We start from the raw sequence: 21,160 nt of genomic DNA on the forward strand, positions 1-21,160 counted from the left end.
TTTCGGGCCTGAACCGCCGAAGTGCGAAGGGCTTCTTCCGGTTTCCGCCATCGCGGTCACGCGGCGTTACACGACATCGCTGGAGTGTGACGACCGGCACGTGGCCAGGCGTGTGGTGCGGCATCGATCTTCGGGAGATCGTAGGCTGTCCAGTCTGCCGCGCGTGGGTCGTTCGGAGCACGCGCCGGAGACGACAGGAGAGGGATACCGTGGGCACACGTAGTTCGAGGACCGCGCAGCCGGCGAAACGGCGGACGCGGTGACGCTGACCACGGCACGGGAATCCCTGCAGGAGACCTCGACCAGCGCTGTCTACTGGTCGGACCCCACCTCCGACCGCCGCACCCTGATCGACGTCCTGCACGCCACGGCCCGGCGCCACCCCGACGCCGCCGCGATCGACGACGGCACCGGGGCGCTGACCTACCGCCGCCTGACCGGCGAGATCGAGGCCGTGCGCCGCCGCCTCGCCGACAGCGGCATCGGCGCAGGTGACAGGGTCGGCATCCGCATCCCCTCCGGCACCGCCGAGCTCTACGTCTCGATCCTGGGCGTGCTGGCCGCGGGCGCGGCCTACGTGCCCGTCGACGCCGACGACCCCGACGACCGCGCCGAGCTCGTGTTCACCGAAGCCGACGTGTGCGCCGTCCTGACCGGCGGGAACGCCCTCGACCTGCGCCGCACGCCGGGCGGCGACCTGCGTGCGCCCACCCCCGACGACGACGCGTGGATCATCTTCACCTCCGGGTCCACCGGCAAGCCCAAGGGCGTGGCCGTCAGCCACGCCTCGGCCGCGGCCTTCGTCGACGCCGAAGCCCGCCTGTTCCTCGCCGACGAGCCCATCGGGCCCGGTGACCGGGTGCTGGCCGGGCTGTCGGTGGCCTTCGACGCCTCCTGCGAGGAGATGTGGCTGGCGTGGCGGCACGGCGGCTGCCTGGTGCCCGCGCCCCGCGCGCTCGTGCGCACCGGCGTCGACCTAGGCCCCTGGCTGGTCGCCCAGCGCATCACCGTCGTCTCCACCGTGCCCACCCTCGCCGCCCTGTGGCCGGTCGAAGCCCTCGAAGACGTGCGGCTGCTCATCCTCGGCGGCGAGGCCTGCTCCCAGGAGCTCGCCGAACGCCTCGACGTCGAAGGACGCGAGGTCTGGAACACCTACGGGCCCACCGAGGCCACCGTCGTGGCCTGCGCCGCCCAGCTCAGCGGCGACGAGGAGGTCCGCATCGGCCTGCCGCTGGCGGGCTGGCGGCTCGCCGTCGTCGACGAGGCCGGGCAGCCCGTCGGCATGGGCGAGACCGGTGAGCTCGTCATCGGCGGCGCGGGCCTGGCCCGCTACCTCGACACGGCCAAGGACGCCGAGAAGTTCGCCCCGCTGCCCTCCCTGGGCTGGGACCGCGCCTACCGCAGCGGTGACGTGGTGCGCGCCGAACCCGAGGGCCTGCTGTTCGTCGGCCGCGCCGACGAGCAGGTCAAGCTCGGCGGGCGGCGGATCGAGCTCGGCGAGGTCGACGCGGCTCTGGCCGCGTTGCCGCACGTCGCCGGGGCGGCCGCCGCCGTGCAGACCACCGCCGCGGGCAACCAGGTCCTCGTCGGCTACGTCGTGCCCAGCGGCGCGGAGTTCGACCACGACGCTTCCGTGCGGCAGCTGCAGGAACGCCTGCCCGCCGCGCTGGTGCCGCTGCTGGCCGCCATCGACGACCTGCCGACCCGCACGTCCGGCAAGGTCGACCGCGCCGCCCTGCCCTGGCCCCTGCCCAACACCGGCCCCGGCGGAACCCTGTCGGTCACCGAGTCGTGGCTGGCGGAGGGCTGGGCGGAGATCCTCGGCATCGAGGTCGCCGACCCGGCCGCCGACTTCTTCGCCCACGGCGGCGGCAGCCTCACCGCCGCGCAGCTCATCGCCCGCATCCGCACCCGCCACCCGCAGGTGTCGGTCGCCGACATCTACCAGGAACCCACGCTCGGCGGGCTCGCCGCGCACCTCGACGCGCTGGACGCCGCCACCGACAACCCGCAGCACGAGGTCACCCCGACCCCGCGCCGCACCGGGCTGCTGCAGCTGCTCATCCTGCTGCCGATGCTGTCGCTGGTCGGGTTGCGCTGGCTGACCGCGCTCGCGGCCCTCGGCAACGTCCTGACCTGGATCGGTGCCGTGGACTTCCTGCCCGCGGTGTCCTGGTGGTGGATCGCCGGGGCGTGGGCGGTGCTGTTCACACCGGTCGGTCGCATCACGATCTCGGCCGCGGGCGCCCGCTTCCTGCTCGACGGGGTGCGGCCCGGCAGCTACCCGCGCGGCGGCAGCGTCCACTTGAGACTGTGGACCGCGCAGCAGCTCGCCGAGTTCTCCGGCGCCACCGGCGTTTCCGGTGCGTCGTGGACCGCGTTCTACGCGCGTGCGCTGGGCGCCCAGGTCGCCGACGACGTCGACCTGCACACACCGCCGCCGATCACCGGACTGCTCAAGATCGGCAAGGGCGCGGCCGTGGAACCGGAGGTGGACCTCTCCGGCTACTGGGTCGACGGCGACCAGGTCAGGATCGGCAAGATCCGCATCGGCGCGGGCTCCCGCGTCGGCGCGCGCAGCACCCTGCTGCCCGGCGCGCGCATCGGCAAGCGCGCCGAGATCGCCGCCGGATCCACCGTGCACGGCTCGGTGCCCGCCGGTCAGCGCTGGTCCGGGTCCCCGGCCAGTCGCGTCGCCAAGTCCACCCAGGACTGGCCGACCAGCCGCCCGCCGCGGTCGCGGACCTGGGTGGCGCTCTACGGCCTGTCGTCGATGCTGCTCGGCGTGCTGCCGGTCGTGGCCGCGGCTCCGGGCGTCGTCCTGCTCGCCCGCGCCCTGACCGGATCGCCGGACCTGAGCACCGCGCTGCTGCGGGTGCTGCCGGTGGTGCCGCTGGCGAGCATCACCTACTTCCTCGGCTACGCGCTGCTGGTGCTGGTGAGCGTGCGCGCGCTGAGCATCGGGCTGCGCGAGGGCTACCACCCCGTTCACGGCCGCGTCGCCTGGCAGGCGTGGACCACCGAGCGGCTGATGGACATGGCGCGGGTGGGCCTGTTCCCGCTCTACGCCAGCCTCATCACACCGGTGTGGCTGCGGCTGCTGGGCGCCAAGGTCGGCCGCGACGTGGAGGCATCCACGGTGCTGGCGCTGCCGAAGATGACCAACGTCGCCGACGGCGCGTTCCTCGCCGACGACACGATGGTCGCCGCCTACGAGCTCGGCGGCGGCTGGCTGCACGTGGCGCCCGCGCGCATCGGCAAGCAGGCGTTCCTCGGCAACTCGGGCATGACCGCCGCCGGACGCCGGGTGCCCAAGCGCGGCCTGGTCGGCGTGCTGTCCTCGACACCGCGCAAGGCCAAGAAGGGCTCGTCGTGGCTGGGCATGCCGCCGATGCCGCTGCGCCGCTCGGTCGACGGCGGTGACCGCAGCCGCACCTTCGCGCCGCCGCTGCGGCTCAAGATCGCCCGCGCGGTCGTCGAGCTGTTCCGCATCGTGCCGGTGATGGTGAGCGTCGCGCTGTCGGTGCTGGTGCTGTTCGCGCTCGCGCAGCTGCACGCGAGCCTCGGCCTGCTCGGCGCCGCGCTGCTGGCCGGGTCGGTGGTGCTGGGCGCCGGGCTGCTCGCCTGCCTCGTAGCCACCGCCGTGAAGTGGCTGCTGATCGGGCGCTACCGGGACGGCGAGCGCCCGCTGTGGTGCTCGTTCGTGTGGCGCACCGAGCTCGCCGACATGTTCGTCGAGGTCCTGGCCGTGCCGTGGCTGATCGGTTCCGCCGCGGGCACCCCGCTGCTGACGCTGTGGCAGCGCAGCATGGGCGCCGAGATCGGCCGCGGCGTGTGGCTGGAGACCTACTGGCTGCCCGAGGCCGACCTGGTGCGGCTCGGCGACGGCGCGACCGTCAACCGCGGCTGCGTCGTGCAGACCCACCTGTTCCACGACCGCGTCATGCGGCTGGACGAGGTGAGCCTGGAGGCCGGCGCTACGCTGGGCCCGCACGGGATCGTGCTGCCCGGCGCGAGCATCGGCTCCGACACCACCATCGGCCCCGGCTCGCTGGTGACCCGCGGCGACGAGGTTCCGGCCCGCACCCGCTGGCTCGGCAACCCCATCACGGTCTGGACGAACGGGAAGGGACGCGATCGTTGAGCACTGCTCCGGCACCGGGTGCGGATCGATCGACCGACTCCTACCTGCCCGAGCACGGCAACGGCGGCTACCGCGTCACCCACTACGACCTCGACCTGGACTACCAGGTGGGGCCCAACCGGCTCGGCGGGCACGCCCGCATCGCGGCCACCGCGACGCAGCCCCTGCTGCGATTCAGCCTCGACCTCGGTGACCTGCGGGTGCGCCGCGTCCAGGTCGACGGCAAGCCCGCGAAGTACACCCACAGCGGCGGCAAGCTGCGCATCCGCCCGCAGCGGCCGATCGCCGACGGCGCCCGGTTCCGCGTGGAGGTCCGGTACTCGGGCACCCCGGCGCCGATCAGCGGCCGTTGGGGCGAGATCGGGTGGGAGGAGCTGACCGAGGGTTCGATGGTCGCCGCCCAGCCGATCGGCGCGCCGTCGTGGTTCCCGTGCAACGACCACCCGGCCGACAAGGCCACCTACCGGGTCTCGTTCACCACCGCATCGCCGTTCTCGGTGCAGGTGACCGGGAACCCGCGGTCGCAGAAGCGGGGCGGCAGCACCACCACGCACGTCTTCGAGCGGCCCGAACCCACCTCGACGTACCTGATGAGCGTGCAGGTCGGCCTGTACGACGAGGTGGAGCTGGGCTCCGGCGAGGTGCCGCAGCGCGCGGCGATCCCGGCGCGGCTGGCCGGGGCGTTCGCCCACGACTTCGGCCGCCACGGCGAGATCATGGACTTCCTGCGGGAGCTGTTCGGCCCGTACCCGTTCGGCGAGTACGTCGTGGTGGTCACCGACGACGACCTGGACGACCCGGTCGAGGCCCAGGGCATGTCGATCTTCGGCGCGAACCACGTCGACGGGCGGCGCACCCACGAACGGCTCGTCGTGCACGAGCTCGCGCACCAGTGGTGCGGCAACAGCGTCGGTCTCGCCGACTGGCGGCACATCTGGCTCAACGAGGGCTTCGCGACCTACGCCGAGTGGCTCTGGTCGGAGCGCTCGGGCGGTCCGACCGCCCAGCAGCACGCGGCGGACTGGCACGCCCGGGTCGCCGGTGACCTGGCCATCGCCGACCCGGGCGTGGACCGGATGTTCGACCCCCAGGTCTACAAGCGCGGCGCGATCACCCTGCACGCGCTCCGCCACGAGCTCGGCGACCGGCCGTTCTTCGCGCTCCTGCACCGCTGGGCCACCGACCACCGTCACGGCACGGTGTCCACATCGGACTTCACCGCCCTCGCCGCGGAGTTCGGCGTCCCCGAGGGCTTCTTCACCGCGTGGCTGCACGAGGAGGAGCTCCCGCCGCTGCCCGCCTGATCCGGCCTGCGACCAGCGGCGATCGGGGCCGAGCGGTCGTGCGCCGCACGGCCCCGATCGTCCCGGACCTCAGGCGCGGTCGGCGGTGATGAAGGTTTGCTCGATCCCGTCGCCAGCGGGGACTGCGCAGTGCTCTCCCGCGAAATCGCCTTACGCTTGGGCAGCTGTGAGTTTAGGGCAGTGAATTTCGCGCCAGTACAGATAAATGTGTGACCGCCATCCGGGGTGTGTCCACAGTGGCGCGAATCGATTCGCGGAGTCGTTCTCCGGGCAAGTTGAAAGCGGTGGTGCCGGGGCGAATTCTCGACGCCTTCGGTGACCACCTCCCCGGTCAGCCGGGGTGGAGGGTGCAGGGGAGGACGAGTTCCCCGGTGGCGCGGCCGTGCCGGTCGAGGATCCAGCCCATGCGCTTGCGGGTCCGCAGCGTCAGCACCGACTCGGACAGGCGCAGCCACGGGAGCTTCTCGTTCACCGAGCGCTCGACGCGCATGAGGTCGCCGGAGGAGCGCGCCCACAGCAGGAACATCAGGTTCGACTGGCCGGCCGTGGACACCAGCAGCCGCAGCTCGGGCAGCGTCGACAGCGAGCGGACCGTGTGGTCCAGGTCGGTCATCGGGACCTGCGCGAACCACGTGCACACGATCGGCCAGCGGCTGCGCAGTCCGGCGACCTCGCAGCGGAACGCCAGGGCGTCGGTGGCCAGCAGCCTGGCGACCTGCCTGCGCACCGTCGCCGGGTCGCGGCCCAGCGCGCGGGCGATCTCGGCCGCGTTCTGCCTGCCGTCCTGCGCCAGCCGCTGCACCACCGGCCAGTACGAGTCCGGGATCCGCCCCCGCGCGGGACTTTCGGCGTGGCGGGCGGCGTCGCGCAGCGCGGTCTGCTGCTCGCGGTCGAGGGCGTCGAGGCGCCAGTCCGCACCCTGCCGGTGCACCTTGGTGGCCACGTGCGTGTCACCTCCCGCACGCCCGGGGTGGTCGGCAGGTCGTCGAGGGTGAACGCGGCCAGCGAGTCGTAGTCCGGGACGATCACGGTCAGCACCAGGTCGCGGCCCCCGGCGGTCTCCTCGACGGAGACCGCTCGCGGATCGCGGGAGAGGCGCTCGATGGCCTCCGGCCGGTGGATCGGGTCCACCCGCAGGTCCACGAACGCCACCACGTCCCGCGACTGCTCGCCGGAGTGCACCGTCACCCACGCCAGGCCCGCCGCGCGCAGCCGCTGCCACCGGGCGGCCAGCGCCGTCGGCGACGAGTCCAGCACGCGCGCGGCCTCGGCCCAGCTCACGCGCGGCGCGATCTGCAGCGCGTGGATCAGCGCGAGGTCCTCTTCTGCCAGCTCAGGCGCGCGGGAACTCACGAATCACCTCTCCCGACGGTGGTCGTTGCACGAATCCTTCGATTCAACACCTCGGACCCGGCCGACATCGCACACTGACGCGCCCCGATGCCGTTATGAAGCAGGTCACGTCCGGAGGTAGCAGTTGACTGTGCACGAGGACGCGCGGGCGATCCACGACGAGCTGATCGCGCTGCGCCACGAGTTCCACCGGGAACCCGAGGTCGGGCTGCGGTTGCCGCGAACCCAGGAACGGGTTCTGGCCGCGCTCGACGACCTCCCGCTGGAGATCAGCACCGGGCGGGACACCACCTCGGTGACCGGCGTGCTGCGCGGCGGCGACGGGCCGACCGTGCTGCTGCGCGCCGACATGGACGCGCTGCCGGTCCGCGAGCGCACCGGGCTCGACTTCGCCTCGCGGACCGGCGACACCATGCACGCCTGCGGCCACGACCTGCACACCACGATGCTCATCGGCGCGGCCCGGCTGCTGTGCGCGCACCGCGACCGGCTGGGCGGCGACGTGGTGCTGATGTTCCAGCCGGGGGAGGAGGGCTGCGACGGCGCGCGGATCATGGTCGACGAGGGCGTGCTGGAGGCCTCCGGACGCCGGGTGGACGCCGCGTACGGCATGCACGTGTTCTCCTCGAACGCGCCGCAGGGCCTGTTCGTCACCCGGCCCGGCACGATGCTCTCGGCGTCCGACGAGCTGCACGTGGAGGTGCGCGGCACCGGCGGGCACGGGTCGGCGCCGCACCGGACGCAGGACCCGGTCGCCGCGATCAGCGAGATGATCACCTCGCTGCAGACGATGGTGACCCGGCAGTTCGACATGTTCGACCCGGTCGTGCTCTCCGTCGGTTCGCTGCACGCCGGAACCGCGGTGAACGTCATCCCGGAGGTCGCGACCTTCGGCGCCACCGTGCGCACCTTCTCGCCGGAGTCCCGCGAGCGGATGCGGGAGCGCTCCGCCGAGGTGCTGCGCGCGGTGGCCGCGGCGCACCGCGTCGACGTCGAGGTCGACTACCGGCCGGGATACCCGCCGACCAGCACCGACGCCGAGGAGACGGCCTTCGCCGACCGCACCATCCGCGAGCTCTTCGGCGAGGAGCGGCAGCAGACCCTGGTCAACCCGCTGTCGGGCTCGGAGGACTTCTGCCGCGTGCTCGACGAGGTGCCCGGCAGCTTCATCGGCCTCGGCGCGGTTCCGGAGGGCATCGACCCGGACTCCGCCGACTACAACCACTCGCCGACAGCGCTGTTCGACGACGCGGTGCTCGCCGACGGCGCCACCGCCTACGCCGAACTCGCCCTGGCCCGCACCCACGTGGGGAGATGATCATGACCAGCTCCGTGCCCCAGCCGGTGCGCCGCAAGGCGGTGCTAGCGGCTTCCATCGGCAACTTCATCGAGTGGTTCGAGTTCGGGCTCTACGGGTTCTTCGCCGCCGCGATCGCGGCGAACTTCTTCCCGGGCAGCAACAGCCTGATCGCCACCTTCGCCGCGTTCGGCGTGTCGTTCGTGCTGCGCCCGCTGGGCGCGCTGATCTTCGGCCACTACGGCGACCGGATGGGGCGGCGCACCACGCTGTCGATCTCCATCATCGGCATGTCGGTGGCCACCTTCGTCATCGGCCTGCTGCCCACCTACGACGGGATCGGCCTTGCGGCTCCGATCCTGCTGGTGATCGCCCGCGTGGTGCAGGGCTTCTCCGCGGGTGGCGAGTTCGGCGGCGCGACGGCGTTCATGGTCGAGTACGCGCCGCGCGACCGGCGCACCTTCTACGGCAGCTGGCAGATGTTCACCCAGTACGCGGCCACGCTCGTGGCCACCGTGATCGGCGCGCTGCTGTCGCTGGCGCTGACGCCCGAGGCGCTCACCGAGTGGGGCTGGCGGATCCCGTTCCTGATCACCCTCCCGCTGGGTGCGATCGGGCTGTACCTGCGGCTGAAGTTGGACGAGACCCCTGAGTTCCAGGCCGAATCCGCCGAGGACAGCGGCGCTCCGCTGCTGATCACCCTGCGGGAGCACTGGCCCAACGTGCTCAAGGTGATCGGTCTGATCATCTCCGGTACGACGTGCACCTACATGGTCCAGGCGTTCTGGCCGGCGTTCCTGGTGAAGAACCTGCACATCCCGCAGGTGGACATGTTCAGCGCGATGCTGGTGGGCATCGCCGCGCTGCTGCTGACCTGCCCGGCCTGGGCGCTGCTGGCCGACCGCATCGGACGGCGCAAACCGTTCCTGATCGCCACCCCGCTGGCGCTGATGGCGCTGGCCGTGCCGATGTACCGGCTGATCCTCTCCGGCGAGTTCGCGCTGATCACGCTCGCGTACGTGCTGCTGGGGCTGCTGATGGCGCCGAGCCTGGCGGCGATCTCCACGGCGATCGCCGAGGCGTTCCCGACCAAGGTGCGCTACAGCGGGCTGTCGCTGGCCTACAGCGCCGCGGTGTCGATCTTCGGCGGATCGACGCCGCTGATCCTGTCGACGCTCGTGGAATCCACCGGCAACCCGATGGCCCCGGCCTACTACCTCATCGGAGTCGCCGCGGTCTCGGTGCTGTCAGCGGTCCTGCTGGCCGACACCGCCCGCGCACCCGCACCGGTGGAGGCCGTGCCCGCCTGACGCGCCGGTCGTCCCGCCCAGCTTGGCGGGAGCGCGGTCGGCAGTGGACGATCGGGGCATGGCCGGTGAGTACGAACGGGACATGAACTACATCAAGACGCGGATCACCGCGGACGGGCGGGACGGATATCCGGTGGAGCCCGGGCGCTACCGCTTGGTGGTGGCCCGGGCCTGCCCGTGGGCGAACCGCGCCGTCATCGTGCGGCGGCTGCTCGGGCTGGAACCGGTGCTGTCGATGGGCATCGCCGGTCCCACCCACGACCAGCGCAGCTGGCGCTTCGACCTCGACCCCGGCGGGCGCGATCCGGTGCTGGGCATCGAGCGGTTGCAGGAGGCGTTCCTGGCGCGCTTCCCCGACTACGCCAAGGGCATCACGGTCCCGGCGATCGTCGACATCCCCAGCGGCCAGGTCGTCACCAACGACTTCCCGCAGATCACGCTCGACCTGTCCGGCGAGTGGCGCGAGCACCACCGTCCCGGCGCGCCCGACCTCTACCCGGAGGACCTGCGCGGCGAGATCGACGAGATCGGCGACCTGGTGTTCCGGGTCAACAACGGCGTCTACAAGACCGGTTTCGCCGGTTCCCAGGAGGCGCACGAGAAGGCGTTCACCGACCTCTTCGAAGCCCTGGACCAGCTCTCCGACCGGTTGGCCGGGCAGCGCTACCTCGTGGGCGACACCATCACCGAGGCCGACGTGCACCTGTTCCCGACGCTGGTGCGGTTCGACGCCGTCTACCACGGGCACTTCAAGTGCAACCGGCACAAGATCACCGAGATGCCGGTGCTGCGGGACTACACGCGAGACCTGTTCCAGACACCGGGTTTCGGCGACACGATCCACTTCCCGCAGATCAAGGAGCACTACTACGTGGTGCACCGCAACCTCAACCCGTCCGGCATCGTCCCGGCAGGCCCGGACCTCTCCGACCTCCTGCGCCCGCACGGCCGGGACCGCTTGGGCGGCCGCCCCTTCGGCAATGGCACCCCACCGGGCCCGCCGCCTGAGTCCGAGCGCGTCCCGGGCTTGGTGTGAGGGTCCGGCGTCGGGACGGTTTTAGCCATAATTGTCCGGGCGAAACGGACATTGATCATGGGTGATCATGGCTAAAACCGTCCCACTGCCCAGGGCTCAGCTCTTGAGGTCGGGGAACTGGTCGTCGCGCCACTCGGTCGGGTGCGTGCTCTCGTCCTCCTCGCGGGCGCGGAGCTCCACGCGGCGGATCTTGCCGGAGATCGTCTTCGGCAGCTCGAAGAACTCCACCCGCCGAACCCGCTGGTACGGCGCGAGGTGCTCGCGCGCGTAGCGAAGGATCTCGAACGCCGTGGACTCGTCGGCCTCGTGCCCGGGCGCGAGCGCGATGTAGGCCTTGGGCACCGCGAGCCGCACCGGGTCCGGCGCCGGGACCACGGCCGCCTCCGCCACCGCCGGGTGCTCGATGAGCACCGACTCCAGCTCGAACGGGCTGATCTTGTAGTCGCTGGCCTTGAACACGTCGTCGGTGCGACCGACGTAGGTGATGTAGCCGTCGGAGTCGATCGTGGCGACGTCACCGGTGTGGTAGTAGCCGTCGGCCATCGCCGCGTCGTTGCGCTCGGAGTCGTCGCGGTAGCCGGTCATCAGCGACAGCGGCTCCTGCGAGAGGTCCAGGCAGATCTCGCCCTCCCCGGTGCCCGCCACCGGCTGACCCGTGGCCGGGTCGACCAGCACCACCGGCACGCCCGGCAGCGCGCGGCCCATCGAACCGGGCCGCACCTCCGAACCGGGCGTGTTGGCGACCTGCGCGCTGGTCTCGGTCTGCCCGAACCCGTCCCGCAGCGTCAGCCCCCACGCGCGCCGGACCTGGTCGATGACCTCCGGGTTGAGCGGCTCGCCGGCCCCGATGACCTCGCGCAGCGTCCCGGGGCGTTCGCCGAGGTCGGAGTTGATGAGCATCCGCCACACCGTCGGCGGCGCGCAGAACGTCGTGACCTCCTGCTCCCGGAGCCGTCCCAGCAGCATCGCCGGATCGAAGCGGCGGTAGTTGACCACCAGGATCGTGGCCTCGGCGATCCACGGCGCGAAGAAGCACGACCACGCGTGCTTGGCCCAGCCGGGCGAGGAGATGTTGAGGTGCACGTCGCCGGGCTGCAGGCCCAGGAAGTACATCGTCGTCAGGTGCCCGACGGGGTAGGAGATCTGGGTGTGCTCGACGAGCTTGGGCCGCGACGTCGTGCCGGAGGTGAAGTAGTACAGCAGCGGGTCGCCCGGAGCGGTCCCCGGGTGGTCCACCGGCGAGGCGGGCAGCTTCGCGGCCTCCCGCAGGTCGGCCCACCCGTCGGCCGGGCCGACGCTGATCCGCCCGTAGTCGCCGGGCACCTCGGCGAACTTGCCGGTGTCCTCGGCGTTGGCGATGACGTGCTCGGCGCCGCTGCGCGCGATCCGGTCGATCAGCTCGGCGGGCCCGACGGCGGTCGTGGTCGGGACGATCACCGCGCCCAGCTTCATGATCGCCAGCATCGACTCCCACAGCTCGACCTGGTTGCCGAGCATGAGCACCACCGGGTCGCCCTGGCGGACGCCCCGGTCGGACAGCCACGCGGCGAGGCGATCGGAGGCGGCGGCCATCTCGGCGAAGCTGCGCCGCAGCTCGGAGCCGTCCTCCTCGACGATCACGAGCGCGGGTTGGTCGTTGCCGCGCGCGATCGCGTCGAACCAGTCGATCGCCCAGTTGAACCGGTCGCCCAGCTCCGGCCAGCGGAACTCGGTGACCGCCCGCGCGTGCTCACCGCGCAGCCCCAGGAGCTGGTCGCGGCTTTCCCGGTAGGCGCCGGTGACGTCCATGCGGATCCCCTTCGAGTGCGACGACGCTGTCGGTGAGCAGGTTGCACCGACGACCGGGTCGGACACTACCCACACATGGGGGTAGCGCGATCGTGTGCTCACCGGATATTCCAGCGTGATGCACCGGCGGGGAGGGCGCATGGACGACGACGTCGCGGCGGCCGAGTGGATCGATCGGCTGCTGCCGGAGCGGCTGCGCTGGTTGGCGCGTTCGACCGGCATCCCGGTGGTGTTCGGCGGCGGCACGTCGACGACACCGGAACGCCTGGTCATCGGCCGGTTGCGGGGCACGTTCGGGACCGGTCTGCGCGGTCTGGAGGTGGGTTCCGGCAGCGGCTTGGGCGGCCGGGTGCTGCGGGACCGCGCCGCGCACCGGGTCGAGGACTACGCCCGCACCGCCGACATCACCCACGAGTATGACCCGATCGTGGTCAGCCAGGAGCGGCTCACGTCGGTGTTCGCCCTGCCGATCACGATCGGCGAGTCGGTCCGCGGCGTCCTCTACGGCGCGGCCCGCGACCACCGGCCGGTCGGCGACCGCGCCCTGCGCACGGCCGAGGTCGCCGCCGCGCAACTCGCCCGGGACGTCGAGGAGCGCCTGCGCCCCGATCCGGGCCTGGCGGATGATCCGCTGGCCGAGCTCGCCGCCGTCATCGCCGAGACCGGGGACGACGCCCTCCGCGCCCGCCTCACCCGCATCCACCGCCGGCTCGCCGGTGACGACGCCGCTCCGGCGGTCACCCTCGCACCCCGCGAGCTCGAAGCCCTCCGCCTGGTGGAGATCGGCGCCTCCAACGTCGAGATCGCCGCCCGCCTCGGCCTCAGCCCCGAGACGGTCAAGACCTACCTCCGCAACGCCACCCGAAAACTCGGAGTCCGAAACCGCACAGCAGCAGTCCACGAAGCCCGCAAAGCGGGTCTTCTGTAGTGCGGCGACCGATTCCGATCAGAACCGGTCCTGGCTCGATCATTCCGTTTGCGTCCCGTCGATGACCTGTGCGGGAAGTGGCCGCTGTCGCAGCGCTGCTGCGAGTTCGTCGAGCACCTCGGCCGTGGAGTCCCGATCGGCTCGGGTGCACTGGTGGCCCGCGAGTCGGCGTTCGGCCGTCATCGCCGGCTCCAAGCGGACGCAGTCGTCGCACCGGGAGCGCCGACCTCGTCCAGCGCATGGCCCGATGCGCGCGAAGCGACGTGCGTCGTCACGCCGTGGGTCTGCTCTCGGAACTCCACCAATACCTCGGGTGGTTGAGCATGCCGGTGAACCGCTGGGACGCTTCGAAGGTTCACCTGGATCGAGCAGCGGTGCTGGCTCTGGAAGCCGACGACGCGCACCGGTTGGTGACCGAACTGAGTCCAGGCGTACCGCGCGATGCGACGGGACGACGACCTGACTGCCGCTACCGCAGGCCGGATCAGACGATCGGCGCGGTCGCATGAGTGGGGACAGTTTTCATGAAAACTGTCCCCACACCTAGGACCACGGGACTCCCCCGAGGGGGCTCCGTCCCCAGGAGAGACGAAGTTTTCATGAAAACCTCCCGTCCTGAGACAGAGCGCAGTTTTCATGAAAACTTCCCCCACCCACGAGACGGGTCACATGTGGCGTCCGCCGGTGACTTCGAGGACCGCGCCCGTCATGTAGCTGGACATGTCGCTGGCGAGGAAGGTGGCGACGCCGGCCACTTCGTCCGCCGTGCCGGTGCGGCCCATCGGGATTTCCGCGAGCTTCTGGTCCTTGACGTGGTCGGGCATGACCTCGGTCATCGGGGTTTCGATGAAGCCGGGCTGGATGGCGTTGACGCGGACGTTCTTGAACGCGACTTCCTTGGCGGCGGCCTTGGTGAGGCCGACGATGCCCGCTTTGGCGGCGGAGTAGTTGGTCTGGCCGATGAAGCCGACCTTGCCGGAGATCGACGACAGGTTGATGATCGAGCCGCCGCCTGCTTCGCGCATGATGTCCGCGGCTTGGCCGGTGCCGTTCCAGCAGCCGCGCAGGTGGACTCGGATGACCTCGTCGAACTGGTCCTCGGTCATCTTGCGCATGGTCGCGTCGCGGGTGATGCCGGCGTTGTTGACCATGATGTCGAGCGAGCCGAAGCGGTCGGTGGCGGCGTCGAGCAGTCGGGTCACGTCCTCGCTGGAGGTGACGTCGCAGCGGGTTCCGAACGCCTCGGTGGGCAGGGATTCGGCGGCGCCGCGGGCGGTGTCCTCGGCGAGATCACCGATGACGACTCGGGCGCCGTGCGAGGCGAACCGGCGGGCGATGGCCAGACCGATGCCCTGGGCGGCTCCGGTGATGACGGCGGTGCGTCCGGACAGCATGGGCTTCCTCTCTGCAGGAGCGGTGGTCACGACGTGCGCTTCTGCTCGGCGCGGACTAGGCCGCCGCCGATGATGAGGCGCTGGATCTCGCTGGTTCCCTCGTAGAGCCGCAGCAGCCGGACGTCGCGGTAGAGGCGTTCGACGGGGACTTCGCGCATGTAGCCGGTGCCGCCGTGGATCTGCACGGCGAGGTCTGCAGCTCTGCCCGCCATCTCCGTGCAGTACAGCTTCGCCGCCGACGGGGCGATGCGGCGGTCTTCGCCGGTGAGGTACTTGCGGGCGGCGTCGCGGACGAGCGCCTGCCCGGCCATGACCCCGGTCTGCTGGTCGGCGATCATGGCCTGGACCAGCTGGAAGTCCCCGATCGCGGCCCCGCCCTGGGTGGCGGTGGCGGCGTAGGACACCGACTCGTCCAGGGCCCGCTGCGCGCACCCGACGGCGAGCCCGGCGATGTGGATGCGGCCCCGCGCCAGCGAGGTCATGGCGGCCCGGTAGCCGACGTCCCCGTCGGAGCCCACCAGCGCATCCGGGCCGACCCGGACCTGCGAGAACGTCACCGACGCGGTCCGCGAGCCCTCTTGCCCCATCTTCGCGTCGTGGTCGCTGACCTCGATGCCGGGCGTGTCACCCGGAACCAGGAACACGGCGATGCCGTTGCCGGTCTCCGGTGCCGGTCGCATCCGGGCGAAGACCACGAACAGCCCGGCTTCGGTGGCGTTGGTGATGAACTGCTTGCCGCCGTCGATGGTCCAGCCGTCGCCGTCGGCCGTGGCGGTGGTGCGCAGCCCGGCCGGGTTGGACCCGGCGCCGGGCTCGGTGAGCGCGAACGACGCGACGACCTCACCGGAGGCGATGCGCGGCAGCCAGCGGGCCTTCTGCTCGTCGGTGCCGAAACCGACCAGCACCTGACCGGCGATGCCGTTGTTGGTGCCGAACATCGACCGCAGCGCCAGCGAGGTGTAGCCGAGCTGCATCGCCAGCTCGACGTCCTGCACCAGGTTCAGGCCGAGCCCGCCCCACTCCTGCGGGATGGCGTAGCCGAACAAACCCATGTCGGCGGCTTGCGCCCGCAGGTCCGCGGGGATCGCGTCGGTGTTCATGATCTCGGTCTCGCGCGGCAGCACACGACTGCGCACGAAGTCCGAGACCTGCGCCAGAACGTCCCGGAAGACGTCATCGGGAACTTCGGTGTCCATCCCCCCACCGTCGCTCACGGATCACCCGGAGTCCATCCGACCGGGCCGGAATCCCGCGACGATGAGCGCGCTGAGCACCAGCGGCAGCGAGGACGGTTCGCCTCGGTCGTGATCTGCTCGAAAGGCCAGCCCGGATCCCGCGGGTGCTGGCGGACGCGGTTCACAAGCTACCAGTTGCGCACCACCCGCTAAACCTGCTCGCCGCCGGTCTTGCGGGCTCGGGTGGCTTCTCGGGCTGCTTCGTTGGCGTTGCCCGTGGTGGCCGCTCTGGCGGCGAGTTCCCTGTAGGTGAGGGGGTTTCGTTCGAAGTGGCCTTCGTGGGCTGCGATGGCTTCCTTGCGGGTGCGGTGCTCCGGGTGGCGGGACTCGAAGTCGCGGCGGGTTTCCGCTGCGCGGCGCCAGTGGGTGATCGTGTCGCGGTCGCCGTTGTTGAGGCCCTCCCAGGACTTCGGGGTCGCGGACAGGTCCGGCGGTGGGGCGGCTCGGCCGTGCATCGCCGGCGACGGCGGGCGGCGTCGGGTCGTGGTGCCGCAGTCCGGGCAGGGCGGAGCGGGGGAGGACCACGACGGGACCCTCCGCTCGAAGGTGATGCCGCAGGTGCAGGTGTAGTCGTACATCGGCATGGCTGCTCCTCCAGGAGACCGGTCGGCCCCGCGCGCGGGGCCGACCGGGAAGCGCGTCAGGTGTAGTAGTTGCCCGGGCCCGTGCGGAGCTGGGTGATCTGCTCCGGGTCGTGGCCGTAGATCACCTGGGCGTTCGTGCGCTCCTGGATGCCGCGGATCTTCTCGGCCGACTCCAGCCACGCCACCGAGTCGTAGACGATGCCGGCGCCGATCGCCGGTGGGCCGTAGGACTCCTTGCGGTACAAGGCATCCGAGGCGAAGATCATCGTCCCGCTGTCGGCGAGGTCCACCTGCAGGCTCATCGTGCCCCACGTGTGGCCCGGTGTGCTCAGCAGCGTGACGCCCGGCAGCAGCTCGGTGTCGCCGCGGACCGTGTCGAGCTCCAGGCCGTCGTAGTCGGACTTGATGTGGGCGCCCTTGTTGTAGCCGTCGAAGGAGAACGCGCCCTCCTTCTCCCGCTCGTCGACGAGGATCTTCGTGCCCGCGCGCTGCCAGAACTTCGCGTTGGCGGCGTGGTCCATGTGCAGGTGCGACAGGACAAGGTAGTCGATGTCGCCGGGCTCCAGCTTCAGCTGCTTGAGACGGGAGTCCAGCCACTCCTCCTCGGGCACCGTGTCGACCGGGAAGAACTGGTCGAGGCCCGTCGGGCCCCAGCGGTCCTCCCAGTCGCGGGGCACGCCCGCGTCCCACATCAGCTTCTGGCCGTTGGGGTGTTCCAGGTAGACGACGTGGGTGGGCACCGGGACCCAGTCGCGCTGCTTCGACGGTTGCGCCTGGCTGGCCATCCGGGACGGATCGATGAGCAGCCACGTGAGATCGGCGTGCATCGTTCCGGTCGGGATGATGGTGACCTTGATCTTGTCGTTGTCGGACATGCCGAACCTCCCTCACTCGTGCACGATCACGCCTCGGATGAGCTTGCCCGCCTTGAGGTCCTCGTAGCCCTCGTTGACCTGGTCGAGGGTGTAGTTCTTGGTGACGAGCTCGTCGAGCTTGAGCCGCCCGGTGTTCCACAGCCGCAGCAGCTTCACGATGTCGTACTGCGGGTTGCAGGAGCCGAACTGCGCGCCCCGGATGACCTTCTCGTTGCGGGTGAACATCGCGCTCGGCAGCTGGATCGTCAGGTTCTCCGGGTTGGCCTGCCCGACCACCACGATCGTGCCGCCCTTGCCGACGATGTCGAACGCCTGCCGGACCACGACCTCGTCCATCACCCCGACCGTCAGGATCGCCTGATCGGCGCCTTCGCCCCAGGTCAGCTCGTTGACCTTGGCCGCGGCCTCGTCGGCGTCGGCGAAGACGTGGGTCGCGCCGAGTTCGAGCGCGGTCTTGCGCTTGAACTCCACCGGGTCGACGACCACCACGTACTTGGCGCCCGCGTAGGCCGCGCCCTGCACCGAGTTGATGCCGACCCCGCCGGAGCCGTAGATGACCGCCGTGTCGCCGGCCTTCACCCCGCCCGCGTTGACCGCCGAACCCCAGCCGGTGGGCACGCCGCAGCCCGCCAGCACCGCCACCTCCAGGGGCAGCCACGGGTCGACCTTCACCGCGGAGCGGGCCGGGATCGTGGCGCGCTCGGAGAACGTGCCGAGCATGCACATCCCGCCCAGATCGCGGCCGTCCCGGTGGAAGCGGAAGGTCCCGTCCGGCATGTGGCCCTTGAGGATGTTCGCCCCGAGGTTGCACAGGTTCGAATGCCCGGAGGCGCAGTAGCGGCACACCCCGCAGCTCGGCATGAAGCTGCACACCACGTGATCGCCGGGCTCGACGTGCGTCACGCCGGGACCCACGGCCTCGATGATCCCGGCACCCTCGTGACCACCGACGATGGGATATCGGGGCGAGTCGCCGTAGACGCCGTCGGTGAGGTGCAGGTCCGAGTGGCACAGCCCGGAGGCGGTGAACTTGATCTGCACCTCACCGACGCGCGGCTCGTCGACGTCGAGTTCGACGATCTCGAACTCCTTGCTTCCTTCTTCCAGGACTGCAGCACGGGACTTCATCGGCCACCTCTGCGAATTCGGACGGGAACGAGTGGGAAGGGCTCTGAACGCGCTCGGGCTCCAGCCCGCACGCGCGCCGGCCGGTGGGACGGGCGGGATCGAGGGCTGGACGGATCAGCTGGCTCCGCACACCGGGACATCACGCCTGGATATGTACGGCCAAAACTCGGTCAGTTTCACTCCGGCCTTGTCGGGTGTCAAGGTAGCAGCGCGAAAGCGACTTGTGCCAACGCAGTTCAGCCCTTCGGTTGGGCGTTGACAGGCCGCGTTCGGGCTCGCACGATTGGCCGTACATTCTTCCGGGCTCGGTGAGCCCGGAACCGGCCCGCGCGGCGTGCGCTGCGCACGATCGGGAGCGCGGATGGACTCGACCGCTGAGGCGCTGGCGCGGTGGGCGCACGAACTCGACCCGGACCCCCACGACCTGGCGCTGGCGCGGCGCTCGCTGCTGGACACCCTCGCGGTCACCCTGGCCGCCCGCGACGACGAGCTGGTGCGGCTCTCCGCCGAGCTGCCCGACGCGGCGCGCTGGGCGGCGGTCGGGCACGTGCTGGACTTCGACGACCTGCACATGGAATCGACCACCCACATCAGCGTGGTGTGCGTGCCCGCGACCTTGGCGGCCGGTGGTGACGCCCGCGCCTACCTGGCCGGGGCCGGGGTGATGGCGCGGATCGGGGTGGCGCTGGGCTGGTCGCACTACAGCAGCGGCTGGCACGCCACCTGCACGGCCGGTGCTCCGGCCGCCGCGGTGTGCGCCGGGGTCGCGCTCGGGTTGTCGGCCGAGCGGCTGGCCGCGGCGATGGCGCTGGCCGTGCCGGCGGCCGGGGGAGTGCAACGCGCCTTCGGCACCTCCGGCAAGTCGCTGCAGGTCGGCTTCGCGGCCGAGGCGGGGGTGCGGGCCGCGCGGCTGGCCGCCGCGGGCGCGACCGCCGACCCGACGGCGCTGGACGCCTGGTTGCGGCTGGTCGGAGGCGATCCGGACCGGGTGGACCTCTCCGGTCCCGCGGTGCCGGGTGGGCTGGCGATCAAGATGTTCCCCTGCTGCTACGCGCTGCAGCGCCCGATCAGCGCGCTGCGCGAGCAGCTCCCCGACGTCGAGGCCGCGACCGTGGAGGAGATCCGGGTGCGCACGCCCGCCGGGACCGTGCAGCCGCTGATCCACCACCGGCCGAGCACCGGGTTGCAGGGCAAGTTCAGCATGGAGTACGCCGTGGCGGCCGCGCTGCTGGACCCGCACCCCGGATTCGCGAGCTTCACCGACGAGGCCGTGACCAGGGCCGAGGCGCAGCGGCTCGTGCGCCAGGTGACGGTGGACGAAACACCCGGCGGTGACTGGCTCCTCGACGGTCGGGTCGAGATCTCGGTGCGGCTGCGCGACGGCACGCGCCACGCGGCCGCGCTGGAACTCCCGCCGGGATCACCCGGGCGCCCGCCGTCCGACGAGGACCTGACCGCCAAGATCACCGACTGCGGAGCCGGATCACTGCTGTCCGAAGTGGACTGGTGCGGTGCCGCACCGCTGCTCGCCGAACACCTCCCCGGAACCGAGAAGAAGGAACCCGCGTGAGCTCCCTGAGCGAAGAAGAGCAGGCGATCGTCGACACCGTCCGCGACTTCGTCGACCGCGACGTGCGTCCCGCGGCCCGGGACCTGGAGCACGCCAACGACTACCCCGAGGAGCTCATCGAGCAGATGAAGCGGCTCGGCATCTTCGGCCTGGCGATTCCCGAGCCCTACGGCGAGGTCGCGGTGTCCGCGCCGTGCTACGCGCGGGTCACCGAGCAGCTCGCACGCGGCTGGATGAGCCTCGCCGGGGCGATGGGCGGGCACACCGTGGTCTCCAAGCTCATCCACACCTTCGGCACCGAGGACCAGAAGCAGCGCTACCTGCCGAAGATGGCCACCGGCGAGATCCGCGCGACGATGGCGCTGACGGAACCCGGCGGCGGCTCCGACCTGCAGGCGCTGACCACCCACGCGCGCCGCGACGGCGACCACTACGTGATCAACGGGTCGAAGACCTGGATCACCAACGCCCGCCGCTCGCAGCTCATCGCCCTGCTGTGCAAGACCGATCCCGCGGCCGAGCCCCGGCACCGGGGCATCAGCATCGTCCTCGTCGAGCACGGACCCGGGCTGACCGTCTCCCGCGACCTGCCCAAGCTCGGCTACAAGGGCGTGGAGAGCTGCGAGCTGTCGTTCACCGACCACCGGGCGCCGGTGGAGGCGCTGCTCGGCGGCGAGGAGGGGCGCGGGTTCGCGCAGATGATGAAGGGCCTGGAGATCGGCCGCATCCAGGTCGCCTCGCGGGCGCTCGGGGTGGCGCGGGCCGCGATCGACGACGCGCTGCGCTACTCGCAGGAGCGGGAGAGCTTCGGCAAGCCGATCTGGAAGCACCAGTCCGTCGGCAACCACCTCGCCGACATGGCCACCAAGTACAGCGCCGCCCGACAGCTGGTGCTGCACGCCGCCGAGCGCTACGACAGCGGCGAGCGCTGCGACATGGAAGCGGGCATGGCCAAGCTGTTCGCCTCCGAGGCCGCGATGGAGATCGCGCTCAACGCCGTGCGGGTGCACGGCGGCTACGGGTACTCCACCGAGTTCGACGTGGAGCGCTACTTCCGGGACGCGCCGCTGATGATCGTCGGCGAGGGCACCAACGAGATCCAGCGCAACGTCATCAGCTCCCAGCTGATCGCCCGCGGCGGGCTCGACCCGTGACCGGGACGGCGCCGCCGGGGAGCTGACACAATCACCCGTGAGTCCACGGGTGCGGCGAGG

General features: G+C 71.2%; 16 protein-coding genes and 1 pseudogene. 9 read left to right on the plus strand and 8 right to left on the minus strand.

From position 1 onward, the window contains the following. The first annotated feature begins 259 nt into the window (after nt 1–259). Complete coding sequence (locus tag REH65_RS29750; protein ID WP_406690066.1) at nt 260–4,144, plus strand: Pls/PosA family non-ribosomal peptide synthetase; 3,885 nt, start codon at nt 260–262, stop codon at nt 4,142–4,144. Next, on the plus strand, nt 4,141–5,448 hold the full coding sequence (locus REH65_RS29755; RefSeq protein ID WP_406690067.1) for a M1 family metallopeptidase: 1,308 nt from the start codon (nt 4,141–4,143) through the stop codon (nt 5,446–5,448). The genes REH65_RS29750 and REH65_RS29755 overlap by 4 nt, the downstream gene beginning before the upstream one ends. A 331-nt stretch (nt 5,449–5,779) precedes the next feature. Here REH65_RS29755 and REH65_RS29760 read toward each other — a convergent pair whose 3' ends face one another. Next, nucleotides 5,780–6,391, minus strand: a complete 612-nt coding sequence (locus tag REH65_RS29760; protein WP_406693298.1) for an Lrp/AsnC family transcriptional regulator — start codon at nt 6,389–6,391, stop codon at nt 5,780–5,782. Between the two features lie 65 nt (nt 6,392–6,456). Further along, nucleotides 6,457–6,801 (minus strand): annotated as a pseudogene (locus REH65_RS29765) (Lrp/AsnC family transcriptional regulator); the annotation flags it as partial. A 124-nt stretch (nt 6,802–6,925) separates the two neighbouring features. Between REH65_RS29765 and REH65_RS29770 the strand changes: the two are divergent. The 3 genes from REH65_RS29770 to REH65_RS29780 are packed head-to-tail and all read left to right on the plus strand — an operon-like array spanning nt 6,926 to nt 10,444. Further along, the gene (locus REH65_RS29770; protein WP_406690068.1) at nt 6,926–8,119 is read left to right on the plus strand and encodes a M20 family metallopeptidase; all 1,194 of its coding nucleotides are present in this window, start codon (nt 6,926–6,928) and stop codon (nt 8,117–8,119) included. 2 nt (nt 8,120–8,121) lie between these two features. Beyond that, nucleotides 8,122–9,408, plus strand: coding sequence for an MFS transporter (locus REH65_RS29775; RefSeq protein ID WP_406690069.1), 1,287 nt, complete (start codon nt 8,122–8,124; stop codon nt 9,406–9,408). Between the two features lie 58 nt (nt 9,409–9,466). Beyond that, complete coding sequence (locus REH65_RS29780; RefSeq protein WP_406690070.1) at nt 9,467–10,444, plus strand: glutathione S-transferase family protein; 978 nt, start codon at nt 9,467–9,469, stop codon at nt 10,442–10,444. A 96-nt stretch (nt 10,445–10,540) separates the two neighbouring features. On the opposite strand, the gene REH65_RS29785 is transcribed toward REH65_RS29780, so the two are convergent. Then, a complete protein-coding gene (locus REH65_RS29785) occupies nt 10,541–12,232 on the minus strand; it encodes an AMP-binding protein (RefSeq protein WP_406690071.1) in 1,692 nt (563 codons plus the stop codon). Nucleotides 12,233–12,371: 139 nt separating this feature from the next. Here REH65_RS29785 and REH65_RS29790 point away from each other — a divergent pair, with 139 nt between their 5' ends. Beyond that, nucleotides 12,372–13,160, plus strand: coding sequence for a LuxR C-terminal-related transcriptional regulator (locus REH65_RS29790; protein WP_406690072.1), 789 nt, complete (start codon nt 12,372–12,374; stop codon nt 13,158–13,160). A 323-nt stretch (nt 13,161–13,483) separates the two neighbouring features. Beyond that, nucleotides 13,484–13,669, plus strand: a complete 186-nt coding sequence (locus tag REH65_RS29795) for a hypothetical protein (RefSeq protein ID WP_406690073.1) — start codon at nt 13,484–13,486, stop codon at nt 13,667–13,669. 156 nt (nt 13,670–13,825) lie between these two features. On the opposite strand, the gene fabG is transcribed toward REH65_RS29795, so the two are convergent. The 5 genes from fabG to REH65_RS29820 all read right to left on the minus strand — a co-directional run bounded on the left by fabG (nt 13,826) and on the right by REH65_RS29820 (nt 18,376). Beyond that, nucleotides 13,826–14,554 carry a 3-oxoacyl-ACP reductase FabG gene (gene fabG / locus REH65_RS29800; protein WP_406690074.1) on the minus strand — a complete coding sequence of 243 codons (729 nt, stop codon included), beginning with the start codon at nt 14,552–14,554 and terminating at the stop codon, nt 13,826–13,828. A gap of 26 nt (nt 14,555–14,580) precedes the next feature. Then, nucleotides 14,581–15,750 (minus strand): acyl-CoA dehydrogenase family protein, encoded by a 1,170-nt coding sequence (locus REH65_RS29805; RefSeq protein WP_406690075.1) that lies wholly within the window; start codon nt 15,748–15,750, stop codon nt 14,581–14,583. A 188-nt stretch (nt 15,751–15,938) separates the two neighbouring features. After that, entirely contained in the window at nt 15,939–16,373 is a 435-nt protein-coding gene (locus tag REH65_RS29810) for an FmdB family zinc ribbon protein (RefSeq protein ID WP_406690076.1), read from the minus strand. Between the two features lie 56 nt (nt 16,374–16,429). Further along, on the minus strand, nt 16,430–17,248 hold the full coding sequence (locus tag REH65_RS29815; RefSeq protein WP_406690077.1) for an N-acyl homoserine lactonase family protein: 819 nt from the start codon (nt 17,246–17,248) through the stop codon (nt 16,430–16,432). A 12-nt stretch (nt 17,249–17,260) separates the two neighbouring features. Further along, complete coding sequence (locus REH65_RS29820; RefSeq protein WP_406690078.1) at nt 17,261–18,376, minus strand: NDMA-dependent alcohol dehydrogenase; 1,116 nt, start codon at nt 18,374–18,376, stop codon at nt 17,261–17,263. A 361-nt stretch (nt 18,377–18,737) separates the two neighbouring features. Between REH65_RS29820 and REH65_RS29825 the strand changes: the two genes are divergently transcribed. Continuing rightward, nucleotides 18,738–19,946, plus strand: coding sequence for an MmgE/PrpD family protein (locus REH65_RS29825; RefSeq protein ID WP_406690079.1), 1,209 nt, complete (start codon nt 18,738–18,740; stop codon nt 19,944–19,946). Beyond that, nucleotides 19,943–21,100: an acyl-CoA dehydrogenase family protein gene (locus REH65_RS29830; RefSeq protein WP_406690080.1), complete on the plus strand. Its 1,158-nt coding sequence runs from the start codon at nt 19,943–19,945 to the stop codon at nt 21,098–21,100. The genes REH65_RS29825 and REH65_RS29830 overlap by 4 nt, the downstream gene beginning before the upstream one ends. Nucleotides 21,101–21,160 lie beyond the last annotated feature (60 nt).

The sequence above is a fragment of the Saccharopolyspora sp. ID03-671 genome (assembly GCF_045278815.1).
GTDB lineage: Bacteria > Actinomycetota > Actinomycetes > Mycobacteriales > Pseudonocardiaceae > Saccharopolyspora > Saccharopolyspora ipomoeae.